This is a genomic window from Microbacterium oleivorans (genome assembly GCF_013389665.1).
Taxonomy (GTDB): domain Bacteria; phylum Actinomycetota; class Actinomycetes; order Actinomycetales; family Microbacteriaceae; genus Microbacterium; species Microbacterium oleivorans_C.
In genome coordinates this window covers 1,445,118-1,457,788 of the sequence record NZ_CP058316.1, presented here as the reverse complement: position 1 = coordinate 1,457,788, position 12,671 = coordinate 1,445,118, and the positions used below count along the sequence as shown (strand labels likewise).

Here is a 12,671-nt window from a genome sequence, read left to right as displayed (position 1 = left end):
TTTCAGACGGTGAGGCGGGGAATGGCGTCGAGCAGGGTGCGGGTGTAGGGATGCTGCGGGTCGGTGAACACGTCTTCGGTGGCGCCCTCCTCGACGATGCGGCCGGACTGCATCACGACGACACGGTCGGCGATGCCGCGGACGACACCGAGATCGTGCGATACGAAGAGGTAGGCCAGGCGGTGCTCGCGCTGCAGGTCGCGCAGCAGGTCGAGGACCTGCGCCTGGATCGACACGTCCAGCGCGGACACCGGCTCGTCGAGCAGCACGAGTGCCGGGTCGAGAGCGAGGGCGCGTGCGATCCCGACACGCTGGCGTTGGCCGCCCGACAGGCGTCGCGGCAGCCGTTCGTCGAACGAGGCGTCCAGACCCACCGCGTCGAGCAGCGCCCGCACGCGTTCCCGTGAGAAGGCTCCGCGCACCCGCAGCGGCTCGGCGACGGTGCGCGCGATGCTCAGACGGGGGTCGAGGGCGGACGAGGGATCCTGGAACACGATCTGGGCTCTCGCCCGGTCTGCGCCCGTGCGCCCCGAGATCGAGGGGGCCATCGGCGTGCCCGCGAAGGCGATCGATCCGGATGCCGCGGGCGTGAGGCCGAGGATCGCGCGCAGCAGCGACGACTTGCCGCATCCGGACTCGCCGACGACGGCGAGCGTCTCGCCCGCGCGTACCCGGAGCGACACTCCGTCGACCGCGCGCACCGCGCCGCCGCGGTGCCCCGCGTAGGTCACGACGAGGTCCGTGACCTCCAACGCGGTGTCGGTGCCGGTTTCGATGTGGGTTTCGGTGGGCCGCGGCTGCGCGGGCGGCCGGTGAGCCGAGGGGACCGCGGCGAGCAGGCGCCGGGTGTAGTCCTGGGTCGGGGCCGTCAGCACCGCGCGGGTGGTGCCGCGCTCGACGATGCGGCCCGAACGCATGACCGCGATCTCGTCGGTGTGCTGGGCGACCACCCCCAGGTCGTGAGTGACCAGGGCCAGTGCCGACCCGGTGCGCTCGCGCACTTCGTCGAGGAGTGCCATGACCTGTGCCTGAACCGTCACATCGAGGGCGGTGGTGGGTTCGTCGGCGATCAGCAGCAGCGGGTCGTGCGCGATGGCCATGGCGATCATCGCGCGCTGACGCATGCCGCCCGACCACTGGTGCGGCCGTGCCGCGGCGCGCTCGGCGGCGTGGCGAACGCCCACCGACTCCAGCAGCTCCACGGCGCGCCGCCGGGCGGCGGCGCGGCCGAGACGGGGGGCATGCACGCGCACGGCGGTCGCGACCTGCGCCCCGACCGGCCGCAGCGGATCGAGCGAGGACATGGGGTCCTGGAAGATCATCGCGGCGACCCGGCCACGCGCCGATCGCAGCTCGCGGTCGCTGAGGGCGGTGACGTCGCGCCCGTCGAGCAGGATCCGCCCGCCCGAGACGCGCACACCCTCGGGGAGGAGGCCCATGGCGGCCAGCATCGTCAGGCTCTTGCCCGAGCCGGACTCGCCGACGATGCCCAGGGCTTGCCCGGTGCCGATCTCGAGCGAGACGCCCGTGACGAGCGTGCGGCGCTCGCCGGTCGTGACGGTCTCGAGCGAGAGATCGTCGATGGTGAGGATGGGTGCGGTCATCGCCGGTCTCCCTTGCGCAGCAGGGCGCCGCGCGCCTCTGCGGTGAACTGCTGGCTGACGAACTGCGCCCCGGCGACGGCCAGGAACATCACGAGCCCGGGGAGCACCACCAGCCACGGGTCGGTGGCGAGGTACTTCTGGCCGTCGAAGATCATCGCGCCCCAGCTGGGAGTGGGCGGCTGCACGCCCAGGCCCAGGTACTCGAGCGAGGCCTCGATGAGCACGATGGTGGCGATGTCGGTCGCGGCGATGATGAGGGTGTGCGGCCAGACGTTCGGCACGACGTGGCGGGTGACCGTCCAGAACGTGTCGGCGCCCTGCGTGAGCGGAGCCACGACGAAGTCCTGCCGTCGCAGCGCCGCCGTGATGTTGCGTGTGACGCGGGCGTAGCCGACCCACCACGTGCAGCCGACCACGAGGATCGTGAGCCCGGCACTGGGCGAGACGACGGCGCAGATCGCGATCAGCAGGAGCACCACCGGCATCGCGAGCACGGTGTTCGACAGCACCGAGAGTCCGGCCTCGACCCGGCCGCCCGCGTAGCCCGAGACGATGCCCACGGTGGTGCCGATGAGGGCGTTGAGGACGACGATGGCCAGGGTGATGCCGAGCGTCACCGACGATGCCAGCGCGATGCGGCTGAGCAGATCGCGTCCGAGCGGGTCGGTGCCGAGCGGGTGCGCGGCATCGACGAGGGGAGGCAGGAGGGCCCGCGAGAGGTCCTGTCCCATCGGGTCGAACCCGGGCAGAAGCGGCCGGATCGCGGCGAGGGCCACGACGGCGGCGATCATGGCGAGACCGACGACGGCGGAGGGGCGCAGGCGCAGGCGCGGAGGGCGGGTCGGCGTGGTCGCGGCGACGGCGACGGGGGCGGCGGTCATGACTGTGCCGTTCGGGGATCGATGCGGGAGACGAGGACGTCGACGAGGGTGTTGACGAGGACGAACATGAGGGCGACGAACAGCAGGCCCGCCTGCACGATGGGGAAGTCCCGCTGGCTGACGGCGTCGGTGAGGAGGCTGCCGATCCCCGGCCACGCGAAGACGACCTCGACCACGACGGTGCCACCCAGCAGCCCGCCGAGGTTCAGCCCGGCCATGCCCAGGACGGGGGAGAGGGCGTTCGGCAGCATCTGGGTGAGCAGGATGGCGCTGCGCCGACGCCCCTGCGCGAAGGCGGTGCGCACGTAGTCCTGTTCGGCCTGCTCGCTGAGGGCGGCGTCGAGCAGACGGAGGTACATGACGAACTGTCCGGTCGCGAGGGTGATCACCGGCAGCACGAGGCTCGCGGGGCTGGTGCGGCCGAGGGAGGGCAGGGCTCCGAGCGCCACCGAGAAGACCAGCACCAGGAGCAGGGCGAAGAAGAAGTCGGGGATCGACTGCCGCACCGCGCCGCTCCATCCCACGACGGCGCGGAGCACCCGGCTGCCGGTGAGCTGGATGGCGAGGGCGGCGATCACGGCGAGGGCGAAGCCGATCACGAAGGCCCAGAACGCCAGCTCGACCGTCGCGGGCACCCGCTCGAGGACGAGGCCCATCGCCGACTCGTGGCGGCGGTAGGAGTCGCCGAAGTCGCCGACGAACAGTCCCGCGAGGAAGTCGAGGTACTGCACGATCACGGGGCGGTCGAAGCCGAGGCTCGCGTTGAGCGCGTCGACGTCGGCGGCGGAGGCGTTGTCGGGCAGCAGCAGCGCTCCGGGCGCTCCGGTGAGCCTGCCCAGCACGAATCCCACGGTCACCACGAGGAGGATCGTGGCGGCGGCGAGGCCGAGGCGACGAAGGAGGAAGGGGATCACGTTGAGGACGCTATGACACGACCCGACGGCAGACCCCCCGCGTAATGAACACGCAACACAACTCTTACGCCGAGGACATTTTGGAGTACCAAAACCCCCTTCTAGCCCCACTCAGGGACGCTCACCGCCGGTTTGGGCATACCAAACACGCTGCGAGACCGTCCACGCGATACCTGTCAGGATGGACGGGTGGATGACGAGACGGGTGCCGCGGGTCGCCGCATCGCGCACGCCCTGCGCGAGCGCATCATCACCGGTGAGATCGCGATGGGAGACAAGCTCGGCGAGCGCGACGTGGCCGTGCAGCTCGGGGTGTCGCGGGTGCCGGTGCGCGAGGCGCTGCAGCTGCTCGAGTCGGAGGGTTTCGTCTCCTCGTCGCATCGGCGAGCGGCGATCGTGCACACCTTCACGCTCGACGACGCCCGGGAGCTGTTCGACATGCGGATGCAGCTCGAGCCGTTCGCCGCCTCCCTCGCCGCTCGGCGGGCCGCCGCGGGCGCCGACACCACGTATCTGGTTGCTGCCCTCGAAGTCGCCCACGTGGATCACGACGAGGATGCGCCGGCGTCGACGCGCAACTCCGACCTGCACGAGGAGATCTTCGCGCTCGCCGCGCACCGGCTACTGCTCCGGATGAGCGGACTGCTCACCGGACGCACCCGCTGGCTGTTCCGCCTCACCCCCGAGCGCGACACCCAGAGCCGGTGGGACGAGCACGACGAGATCGTCGAGGCCATCCTGGCCGGACACGCCGACCTCGCGTTCGCGCTCGCCGCCGCCCACGTCGAGCGCGGACGCAGCGAGTCCATGCCGAGACTGGCCGAGATGCTCCCCGCCGAGCCGGTGCGCCGGCGCCGGCGAGCGACGGCTGCGCGCTGACGCGTCAGCCCAGCGGCTTGCGCAGGAAGACCTGGAACGTGCCGTCGTCGTGCGGCACCCGCTCGGACTCGCGGTAGCCCTCCCGCTCGTACAGACGCAGGTTCGCCTCGCTGAGCGAGCCCGTGAAGAGCTCCGCCGTTCCCGCCCCGGCATCCCGCCCCCGCGCCTCGACCGCCGCCAACAGCGCCGAGCCGATCCCGCTGCCCTGCTGATCGGGCGCGATGGCGATGCGACCCACGAGCAGCAGGTCGCCGTCGACCCGCGCCCGCACCGCGCCGACGATGCGACCGTCGTCGACCGCGACGAGGCCGAGGTTGCCGACCAGCTCGGCCTCGAGCTCCTCGAGCGTCTGCGTGAGCGGCGGCATGTCGACGGCGTCGTAGATCAGCGCCTCCTGGACGAACGCGGCGCGCTGCAGTGTCAGCACCTCGCCGGCGTCGGCCGGATCGATCGGCCGGATGCGGCCGTCCGCCGCGGGGCTGGACATCATGCGGCGTCGGCGGGATCGATGATGCCGTGGCGGACGAAGGCGTTCCAGATGCCGTCGTCGAGCACCCCGGTGGTCACCTCGCCCGCGATGGTCTGCAGTTCGGGGTCGGCTTCGGCCATGGCGATCGCGGTGCCGCACACTTCGAACATCTCGACGTCGTTCCAGCTGTCGCCGATGCCCACGGCCTCGGAGGCCTCGCGCCCGAGGTGTGCGAGCACCGCCTGGATGCCGGTTCCCTTGTTCGTGCCGCGCATCCCGACCTCACCGTTCGAGCCGGCCGGCAGGGGCATGCTGCCGGGGATGACGTGGAAGTCCTCCCCGAGCGCGCGCTGGGTCTTGTCCACCGCGTCGGGATCGGAGCTGACGAACACCGCTTTGGCGATGCGGTCGAGGTCGGCCTCTTCGACCGGAGTGAACCGGGGCGCGGCGACGACGTCCTCGGCGAGCGCGACGGTCGAGAGGTCCTCGGCGTGCCGTCGCCGGCGCTCGGCGATGAAATCGGCGATGAACGCGCGCACGCCCTCGCTGGCGTACACGCCGTCGTGGGACTGGATGAAGTAGCGCGTGCCCTGCGCATCGAAGTAGGCGATGACCTGCTCGACGGCGGCGCGTGGCATGGTCTCGGCCAGCACCGTCTCGTCACCGACCACCGCGAGGGCTCCACCGTTGGAGATGGCGCCGTCGAAGCCGATGTCGAGCACGCGGGCGTTGATGTCGCCGGCGGCGCGTCCCGTGCACAGGAGGACGAGATGCCCGCGGGCGCGCGCGGCGCGGACCGCCGCGACCGTCGAGGGGGCGATCGTCTCGCCGTGCGCGAGGATGGTGCCGTCGACGTCGAGGAAGATGATGCGAGGTTCCGACGTCACCCCTCCAGCGTAGTGCGGGGTCGCGGGGGCAGACATCCTCACGACCGGCTCGTACCAGATCGCCTTCGACAACCTCGCCGCGGTCGGCTTCGACGGCGCGCAGACCCGCCGCCTGCTGCACCTCGCGGTGCGGCTGGCGCGCGAGGGAGCAGCGGAGGCGGGGAGAGACGTCTGGGCGGCGGCATCCGTCGGCCCCTTCGGAGCCGCGCGCGCCGACGGCAGCGAGTACACCGGTGACTACGGCCTCTCCGTCGCCGAGCTCCAGCGGTGGCATCGTCGCCGGCTCGATGCGATCGTCGACGCTGAGCCCGACGTCCTGGCGTTCGAGACGATCGCCTCGCCCGCCGAGGCGGAGGCGGTGGCACGGGCGATCGACGGCGTCGGCATCCCGTCGTGGATCTCGCTCTCGGCCGCGAGCGCGGCGTTCGACGCGGCCTCGCTGCGCGAGACCCTCGCCGCGAGCGCGAGAACACCGGGGGTTCTCGCGGTCGGCGTCAACTGCTGCGCGCCCGAGACGGTGTCGTCCGCCATCGCCGACGCCGCAGCGGCGCCGTACGTCGTCTATCCGAACAGCGGCGAGACGGGGGACGCCGCAGCGCGGGTGTGGACGGGTGACCCGGGCCGGCTCCTGGCCGACCTCGACGCGTGGCTCGCGTGGGGTGCGCGCATCGTCGGGGGCTGCTGCCGCACGACGCCCGACGACATCGCCGCCATCGCTCACCGACTCAGATGAGGCCGTGACGCGCGAAGGCGTTGTGGATGCCGTCGGCGTCGATCGCCGTGGTGACTTCGTCGGCGAGTGCCTGCACGGCCGGTTCGGCGTTGCCCATCGCGATCGCCGTGCCGCAGACCTCGAACATCTCGGCGTCGTTCCAGTTGTCGCCGATGCCGATCGCATCGGCGGGGTCGACCTCGAGGTGGCGGAGCACCTCGAGGATCGCGGCTCCCTTGTTGACCCCGCGGGGGGCGATCTCGCCCGAGCTGCCGTCGGGCAGCGGGATGGTTCCCGACACGACGGCGAAATCCGGAGCGAGCTCGGACAGCAGACCCGCGACCGACTGCGCATCGGAGCCCAGGATGACGGCCTTGGCGATCTCGACGTCGGAGAAGTGCACGGCATCGTCGAACGTCTTCAGCCCGATGCTGAAGAACTCCCGGTCATCGGCGGTCGCGCCGGCCGCGCGCGCCCGTTCGGCGTGCAGCGCGCGGTCGCGTTCGAGGCGGTCGGCGAGCAGCGCGGGCAGACCCGGGCTCGCGAACAGGCGGTCGTACGACTGGAAGTACCAGTGGATGCCGCGCGCTTCGAAGCGCTCGGTGAGGCGGGCGATCTCGGCAGCCGACATCAGCCGCGACACGATCAGCTCGTCGCCGACGCTCGCGAAGGCTCCGCCGTTGGTGACCGCGCCGTCGAACCCGATGTCGAGGATGCGCCCCCGCAGCTCGGCCATGCCGCGGCCGGTGCTCAGCAGCACGAGGTGCCCGTTCTCGCGAGCACGTCGGACCGCCGTCACCGCGGATTCGGGCAGGTGGACGCCGTCGTGCAGGAGCGTGCCGTCGACATCGAGGAAGACGGCGCGGCGGCGGGGGTGGGACGTGGGCATCGGGACCTCGATGACGGGGCTGGGGCGAGGAAGGGAGAAGGGCGCGGCCGCGGGCCAGAAGGAGGGCCCCGCGACCGCGCCCGGTCGGGTTCGGCGGGACGATGCCCGCCGCCGGGGATCAGCTCGTGAGCGATGCCCCGTTGGTGCGGATGACCTCGGCGTACCAGTCGAAGGACTTCTTCTTGTGTCGATCCAGCGTGCCTGAGCCGTCGTCGTTGCGGTCGACGTAGATGAAGCCGTAGCGCTTGCTCAGCTGCGCCGTCGAGGCCGAGACGAGGTCGATGCAGCCCCACGTCGTGTACCCCATGAGGTCGACACCGTCGGCGATCGCCTCACCGACCGCCTCGAGGTGCGCCTGCAGGTAGGCGATGCGGTAGTCGTCGACGACGGTCTTCACGCCGTCGACCTCGACGAGCTGGTCCTTGGCGCCCAGGCCGTTCTCGACGATGAACAGCGGCTTCTGCCACCGGTCCCAGAACTGGTTGAGCACGAGCCGCAGCCCGACGGGGTCGATCTGCCACCCCCACTCCGATTCCTTCAGAGTCGGGTTCTTGACGCCGCCGAAGAGATTGCCCTCGCCCATGACGCGCTTCGACTCGTCGGTCGTCTCGCAGATCGAGGAGTAGTAGCTGAACGACACGAAGTCGACCGTGTTCTCCTTGAGGAGCGTCTTGTCCTCGTCGCTGATCTGCAGCTCGACACCCTGCTCGCGCAGGCTCCGCAGGTAGTAGCCGGGGTACTCGCCGCGCACGTGGATGTCGCCGAAGGCGAGGTTGACGCGCTCGGTGGTGAGCGCGGCGAACACGTCGTCGGGATCGGGCGTGAGCGGGTAGACCGGCATCGACAGCACCATGCAGCCGATCTGCGCGTCCGGGGCCAGCTCGCGGGCCACCTTGGTCGCCAGGGCGGAGGCCACGAGCTCGTGGTGGATCGCCTGGTACAGGTCGGTGGGGGAGAGCTGGTCCTTCGGGGTGTTGATGCCCCCGGACATGAAGGGGGCGTGGACGATCGAGTTGATCTCGTTGAAGGTCAGCCAGTACTTCACGCGCGCTCCGTAGCGGCTGAACAGCACACGGACGTAGCGCTCGTAGAAACCGATGAGGTCGCGGTTCACCCAGCCGTCGTAGGTCTCGGCGAGGTGCAGCGGGGTCTCGTAATGAGAGATCGTGACGAGGGGCTCGATGCCGTGCTTCTCGAGCTCGTCGAGCACGCGGTCGTAGAAGGCGAGGCCGGCCTCGTTGGGCTCGGTCTCGTCGCCCTTCGGGAAGATCCGGCTCCACGCGATCGAGAAGCGGAAGGTCTTGAACCCCATCTCGGCGAAGAGGGCGATGTCCTCCGCGTAGCGGTGGTAGAAGTCGATGCCGACCTGCTTGAGGTTGTCGTCGGTCGGACCCTCGGCGCGCGGGGTCACGATGCCGTGCGGCATGACGTCCTGGATCGAGAGGCCCTTGCCGTCTTCGAGGTAGGCGCCCTCGAGCTGGTTCGCGGCGGTCGCGCCGCCCCAGAGGAATCCGTCGGGGAAGGTGATGGTGCTCATGTCTCTCTCTCGTTTCGTGTCGGGCCCCCGCCGCGGGCGAGGGGGGAGGGAGGGGGCGCGGTCGGGTGCCGCACCCCCTCCGGTCGGGTCGTGTCGACTACTTCGCCAGAGCCGACTCGACCGAGACGCCGGTGAACAGCGCCTCGCCGTGGGCGATCGGGCCCGAGGCGCGGTCGGTCAGCTCGGGGTAGAGCTCGCCGTTGGTGACGATGACCGGGGTGGTCAGGTCGTACCCGGCGCGTTCGATCGCATCGCCGTCGAACTCCACGAGCAGGTCGCCGGCCTTGACCTCCTGGCCGGTGGTCACCTTGACGTCGAAGTGCGCACCGGCGAGCTTGACGGTGTCGATGCCGATGTGGATGAGCACCTCGGCGCCGTCGGCATGACGCAGGCCGATCGCGTGCCCGGTGGGGAAGGCGGCGGCGACGGTGGCGTCGAACGGCGCGTAGACCGCACCCGACCGCGGCTTGATGGCGACGCCGTCACCCAGGCTGCCCTCGGCGAACGCGGCGTCGGGCGTCTCGCTCAGCGGCACCACGGTGCCGTCGAGCGGGCTGAGCACGACCACGTCGTTGCCTGAGGCGGCCGCAGCGGCGGCGGGGGCGGCATCCTCGGTGGGCTCGACGAAACCGACGATCGCGGTGAGCAGGAACGGCACGACGATCGCCACGGCCAGGCCGATGATCAGCATCACCATGTTGCCGTTGCCGAACAGGGCCGGCAGCGCCAGACCCGAGGGCACCACGAAGGCGGTCGAGAAGACGCCGCCGATGGCGATGATGGCGCCACCGAGCACGCCGCCGACGATGCCGAAGGCGAACGGGCGCTTGAGGGGCAGGTTGATGCCGTAGATGGCGGGCTCGGTGATGCCGGCGAGGAAGCCCGACAGCGTCGCGGGAGCCGCGAGCGACTTCAGGTTCTTGCCCTTGGCGCGCACCCACACGCCGGCGACGGCGGCGGCCTGGGCGAGCACGGCCGCGAAGACGGGGCCGATGAGCAGGATCTGCCCGGTGGTCTGGTACTCCAGCGTGAACAGCGGAACGAGGCCCCAGTGCAGACCGAAGATCACGAAGACCTGCCAGAAGCCGCCCATGATCGCGCCGCCGGCCCAGGGGGCGTTGTCGAAGACCCAGCCGATGCCGTTGCCGAGCGCGCCGCTGAGGATCGCCGAGATCGGACCGATGACGACGAAGACGATCGGCACCGCGATGAGCACGACGATCATCGGGGTGACGAATCGGCGGATCGCGCCGGGGAGCTTGGCGTAGAGGAACTTCTCGGCGTGGCTCTGCAGCCACACGATCACGATGATCGGGATGACGCTCGAGACGTAGGTGACCATCGTGAAGGGGATGCCGAAGAACGTCAGGCCCTCGGCGCCGACGAGCGGCGTGATGGTGGGGTAGAGCAGCGCCGCCGCGATCGCGAAGGCGGTGAACTCGTTGGCCTTGAAGTAGCGCGCGGCGGTGAACGCGAGCGCCATCGGCAGGAAGTTGATCAGGCCGTCCGACAGGGCGTTGAGGACGGCGTAGGTGGAGTTGTCGGTGCCGATCCAGCCGAAGGTGACGGCGGCGGCGAGGAACGCCTTGAGCAGACCCGTGCCCGCGAGGGCCCACAGCAGCGGGGTGAAGATCGCCGAGATCATCGAGATGAAGCGGTTGAACAGGTTGCCCTTCGGTCCCTCGGCGGCCGGGGCGTCGGATCCGCCGCCGAACTTCGAGATCTTGCCGATCTCGGCATACACCTCGGGCACGTCGTTGCCGATGACGACCTGGTACTGGCCCCCGGCCTGGGCGACGGTGACGACGCCGGGCACGGCCTTGATGGTCGCGGCGTTCGCCTTCGACTCGTCCTTCAGCACGAAGCGCAGTCGGGTCGCGCAGTGCACGAGGGAGTTGACGTTCTCCTCGCCGCCGACGCCTGAGAGGACGCCGGCCGCGGTCTTCGAGTAATCCATCGGGACTGCTCGCTTTCTGCCGCAGCATCGCGGCACTCGGGTGGAGGAAGCCGCGGCATCCCTGTTTTCGGGCAACAAAAAAACCTGAACTCGTTCATCGTCGATCAAGACGATGTGAGTTCAGGTTTTGCCCGCTGCCGCGGTAACAATCCGGAGACTTCCGCAGGGCAGCGACGCCCTGCGGAAGTCACGGTACCACGGGGGGCGACTCCTCGCCAGCGCGGTTCGCTCCGACCTGCGTCGCGAGCCGCTCGACGTGGACGATGACGTACAGCAGCTCCTCATCGGTCAGCTCGGACTCGGTCGCCGCGCGCACGTACGCCTTGACCTCCTGTGCGATCTCGAACGAACGCGGATAGCTGTGCTTGGCGAACTCGAAGAACGACGTGTCGGCGCTGCGCAGCATCGTGCGCGAGACGAGTCTCTGGAGCAGGAACTGGATGTGCAGCACGAAGCGGGCGTAGTCGGGACTCTCGACATCGAGCTTCACTCCGAGCGCGTTCTCGACGGTGAGGACCACATGCTGCACCCGGCGGAACAGCAGTGCGGCGGTGCCGTTCGGCTCGTCGCGTGTCGCGTTCAGCAGATGCATGGTCAGGAACACCGCCTCCTCGGCGGGCAGCTCGCGCTCGAGCGATTCCGAGATCGCGGCGGCCATGCGCTGCGCCGCGGAGAACTCGTGCGGATGCAGCACCCGCAGCTCGGGCATGTTCGTGGCCGGGATGCGGATGCCGTTGTCGAGGCGCTCGAGCACGAACTGGATGTGGTCGATGACGGCCATCGCGAAATGCCGGTCGAGGTGATGTCCGAGGCGGCGCTCGGCCTCGTCGACGGCTCGTGTCACCGCTTCGATCACGGGATAGGGCACGTCGGTGAGCAGCTGGCGCTCGCGGTCGCCCTGATCGCCGCCGTCGAGGATGAAGGTCTTCTCGACCTTGTCGGGGTCGAGCGCATCGGAGGGCTTCAGCTGGAAGCCGAGCCCCCGGCCCATCAGCACCCGCTCCCGGCCGCGCTCGTCGAGGGTGATGACGACGTTGTTGTTCAACACCTTGTGCACGACGGTCCCGCGTGCCGGCGGGGCAGCATCGTCGATCGCCATGCGTGCATTCTAGGCGCGCCGCCGCCGGGGCTACGGTGGTGCGGTGACCCTGAGAACGCCTCCGTGCCCGAGCTGAGCGTCGCCGGATGGTCACTGCTCGCGCTGGGCGCGGTGGTCATCGGGCTTTCGAAGGCCGCGCTCCCCGGCGCGGGGACGATCGCCGTGGCCCTGTTCGCCGCGGCGCTGCCGGCGAAGCAGTCCACCGGCACCATCCTGCTGCTGCTGATCGTCGGCGACCTGTTCGCGCTGTGGGCCTATCGCCGTCACGCCGACCTGCGGGCGCTGGTGCGCCTCATCCCCGCCGTCGTCGTCGGGATGCTGCTCGGGGTGGTCTTCCTCGCGGCGGCGCCGGATGCCCTCGTGCGCCGGGTGATCGGCGTCATCCTGCTCGTGGTGATCGCCGCGACCTTGTGGCGGCGACGGGCCGCGAGCGGGTCGCCGGTCGATGCCGGAGCCCGGCCGCATCCCGCCGTCGCGGCCGTCTACGGCAGCCTCGGCGGCTTCACGACCATGGTCGCCAATGCGGCCGGTCCGATCATGTCGATGTACTTCCTGGCGCTGCGGTTCCCCGTGCAGGCGTTCCTCGGGACCGCCGCCTGGTTCTTCGCCATCGTCAACGTCTCGAAGATCCCGTTCTCCGTCGGTCTCGGGCTGATCACCCCGTCCGGGCTGGTGATCGTGGCCGTCCTGGTGCCGCTCGTGGTCGTCGGCGCGTTCGCCGGGCGGGCGATCGCGACCCGCATCCCGCAGCGGCTGTTCGAGCGCCTCGTCGTCGTGATCACGGTCATCGGCGCGCTGTACCTGCTGCTTCCGGTCTGAGCGCGGGCCCACCAGTCTTTCCGC

12 protein-coding genes are annotated in these 12,671 nt (G+C 70.3%); 3 read left to right on the top strand and 9 right to left on the bottom strand.

The genetic code is table 11. The features are described from left to right. Nucleotides 1–2: 2 nt before the first annotated feature. From HW566_RS06970 to HW566_RS06960, 3 genes are read right to left on the bottom strand one after another with little or no spacing between them, the layout of a single operon-like run. On the bottom strand, nt 3–1,604 hold the full coding sequence (locus HW566_RS06970) for a dipeptide ABC transporter ATP-binding protein (protein ID WP_178011540.1): 1,602 nt from the start codon (nt 1,602–1,604) through the stop codon (nt 3–5). Next, complete coding sequence (locus HW566_RS06965) at nt 1,601–2,485, bottom strand: ABC transporter permease (RefSeq protein WP_178011538.1); 885 nt, start codon at nt 2,483–2,485, stop codon at nt 1,601–1,603. The genes HW566_RS06970 and HW566_RS06965 overlap by 4 nt, the downstream gene beginning before the upstream one ends. Next, nucleotides 2,482–3,399, bottom strand: coding sequence for an ABC transporter permease (locus HW566_RS06960; RefSeq protein WP_178011536.1), 918 nt, complete (start codon nt 3,397–3,399; stop codon nt 2,482–2,484). The genes HW566_RS06965 and HW566_RS06960 overlap by 4 nt, the downstream gene beginning before the upstream one ends. A gap of 189 nt (nt 3,400–3,588) precedes the next feature. On the opposite strand from HW566_RS06960, the gene HW566_RS06955 reads away from it, so the two are divergent. Continuing rightward, on the top strand, nt 3,589–4,278 hold the full coding sequence (locus tag HW566_RS06955; protein ID WP_178011534.1) for a GntR family transcriptional regulator: 690 nt from the start codon (nt 3,589–3,591) through the stop codon (nt 4,276–4,278). A gap of 4 nt (nt 4,279–4,282) precedes the next feature. On the opposite strand, the gene HW566_RS06950 is transcribed toward HW566_RS06955, so the two are convergent. Beyond that, nucleotides 4,283–4,768, bottom strand: a complete 486-nt coding sequence (locus HW566_RS06950) for a GNAT family N-acetyltransferase (RefSeq protein WP_372955791.1) — start codon at nt 4,766–4,768, stop codon at nt 4,283–4,285. After that, on the bottom strand, nt 4,765–5,634 hold the full coding sequence (locus HW566_RS06945) for a Cof-type HAD-IIB family hydrolase (protein WP_256728910.1): 870 nt from the start codon (nt 5,632–5,634) through the stop codon (nt 4,765–4,767). The genes HW566_RS06950 and HW566_RS06945 overlap by 4 nt, the downstream gene beginning before the upstream one ends. A 34-nt stretch (nt 5,635–5,668) precedes the next feature. Between HW566_RS06945 and mmuM the strand changes: the two genes are divergently transcribed. Beyond that, entirely contained in the window at nt 5,669–6,367 is a 699-nt protein-coding gene (gene mmuM, locus HW566_RS06940) for a homocysteine S-methyltransferase (RefSeq protein ID WP_178014757.1), read from the top strand. On the opposite strand, the gene HW566_RS06935 is transcribed toward mmuM, so the two are convergent. From HW566_RS06935 to HW566_RS06920, 4 genes are all read right to left on the bottom strand, one after another. Continuing rightward, a complete protein-coding gene (locus HW566_RS06935) occupies nt 6,360–7,235 on the bottom strand; it encodes an HAD hydrolase family protein (RefSeq protein WP_178011532.1) in 876 nt (291 codons plus the stop codon). The two genes, mmuM and HW566_RS06935, sit on opposite strands and share 8 nt — an antisense overlap. 118 nt (nt 7,236–7,353) lie before the next feature. Next, nucleotides 7,354–8,772 (bottom strand): glycoside hydrolase family 1 protein, encoded by a 1,419-nt coding sequence (locus HW566_RS06930; protein WP_178011531.1) that lies wholly within the window; start codon nt 8,770–8,772, stop codon nt 7,354–7,356. Nucleotides 8,773–8,869: 97 nt separating this feature from the next. Then, entirely contained in the window at nt 8,870–10,729 is a 1,860-nt protein-coding gene (locus HW566_RS06925) for a beta-glucoside-specific PTS transporter subunit IIABC (RefSeq protein WP_178011529.1), read from the bottom strand. 187 nt (nt 10,730–10,916) lie between these two features. Continuing rightward, entirely contained in the window at nt 10,917–11,828 is a 912-nt protein-coding gene (locus HW566_RS06920) for a PRD domain-containing protein (protein ID WP_256728909.1), read from the bottom strand. A gap of 63 nt (nt 11,829–11,891) precedes the next feature. Here HW566_RS06920 and HW566_RS06915 point away from each other — a divergent pair, with 63 nt between their 5' ends. Further along, a complete protein-coding gene (locus tag HW566_RS06915) occupies nt 11,892–12,647 on the top strand; it encodes a sulfite exporter TauE/SafE family protein (protein ID WP_178011527.1) in 756 nt (251 codons plus the stop codon). The last annotated feature ends 24 nt before the right edge of the window (nt 12,648–12,671 follow it).